The organism is Salinisphaera sp. SWV1, assembly GCF_052044155.1.
In the GTDB taxonomy this organism is placed as follows: Bacteria; Pseudomonadota; Gammaproteobacteria; order Nevskiales; family Salinisphaeraceae; genus Salinisphaera.
On the sequence record NZ_JBQDYE010000173.1, the window covers coordinates 1 to 544 of the forward strand.

Consider the following 544-nt stretch of genomic DNA (forward strand, 5'->3'; position numbering starts at 1 on the left):
GACTAATTTTGGCGGTGGCTCGGAGAATTTCAGAAGGTGACCGTTTGTGTCGTGAAACACCAGAGCAATTTAAAGGCTGGGCGCCAACGTTCTTTTTAGGTACAGAACTAAGGGGTAAAACATTGGGAATTATTGGTTTAGGAAGAATTGGTCAAGCCGTGGCAAAACGTGCAGCCGCTTTTGGAATGAAAATCATATATTCCGGACACCATCCGAAAGAAGTGGCGAAAGAATGGAATGCCGAGTTCGTGAGTTAAGAAGAATTATTAAACGTAGCGATGTTGTGACTATTCACGCCGCATACAACCCGAACTTGAAGCATCTGTTGAACGAAACAACACTAAAAACGATGAAGTCGAGTGCATTTTTGATTAATGCTGCTAGAGGACCTGTTGTAGAAGAAGTTGCACTTATTAATGCGCTGAAAACAGGTATTATCGCGGGTGCTGCTCTTGATGTATTTGAGTTTGAACCTAAAATTGGTCCCGAGTTAGGCAAATTAAATAATGTTGTTTTAACACCGCATATTGGCAACGCAACCGTC

1 pseudogene is annotated in these 544 nt (G+C 42.3%); it reads left to right on the forward strand.

What is annotated here, in order from left to right:
* Positions 1-544 (forward strand): annotated as a pseudogene (locus ACS8YF_RS20085) (NAD(P)-dependent oxidoreductase); the annotation flags it as partial.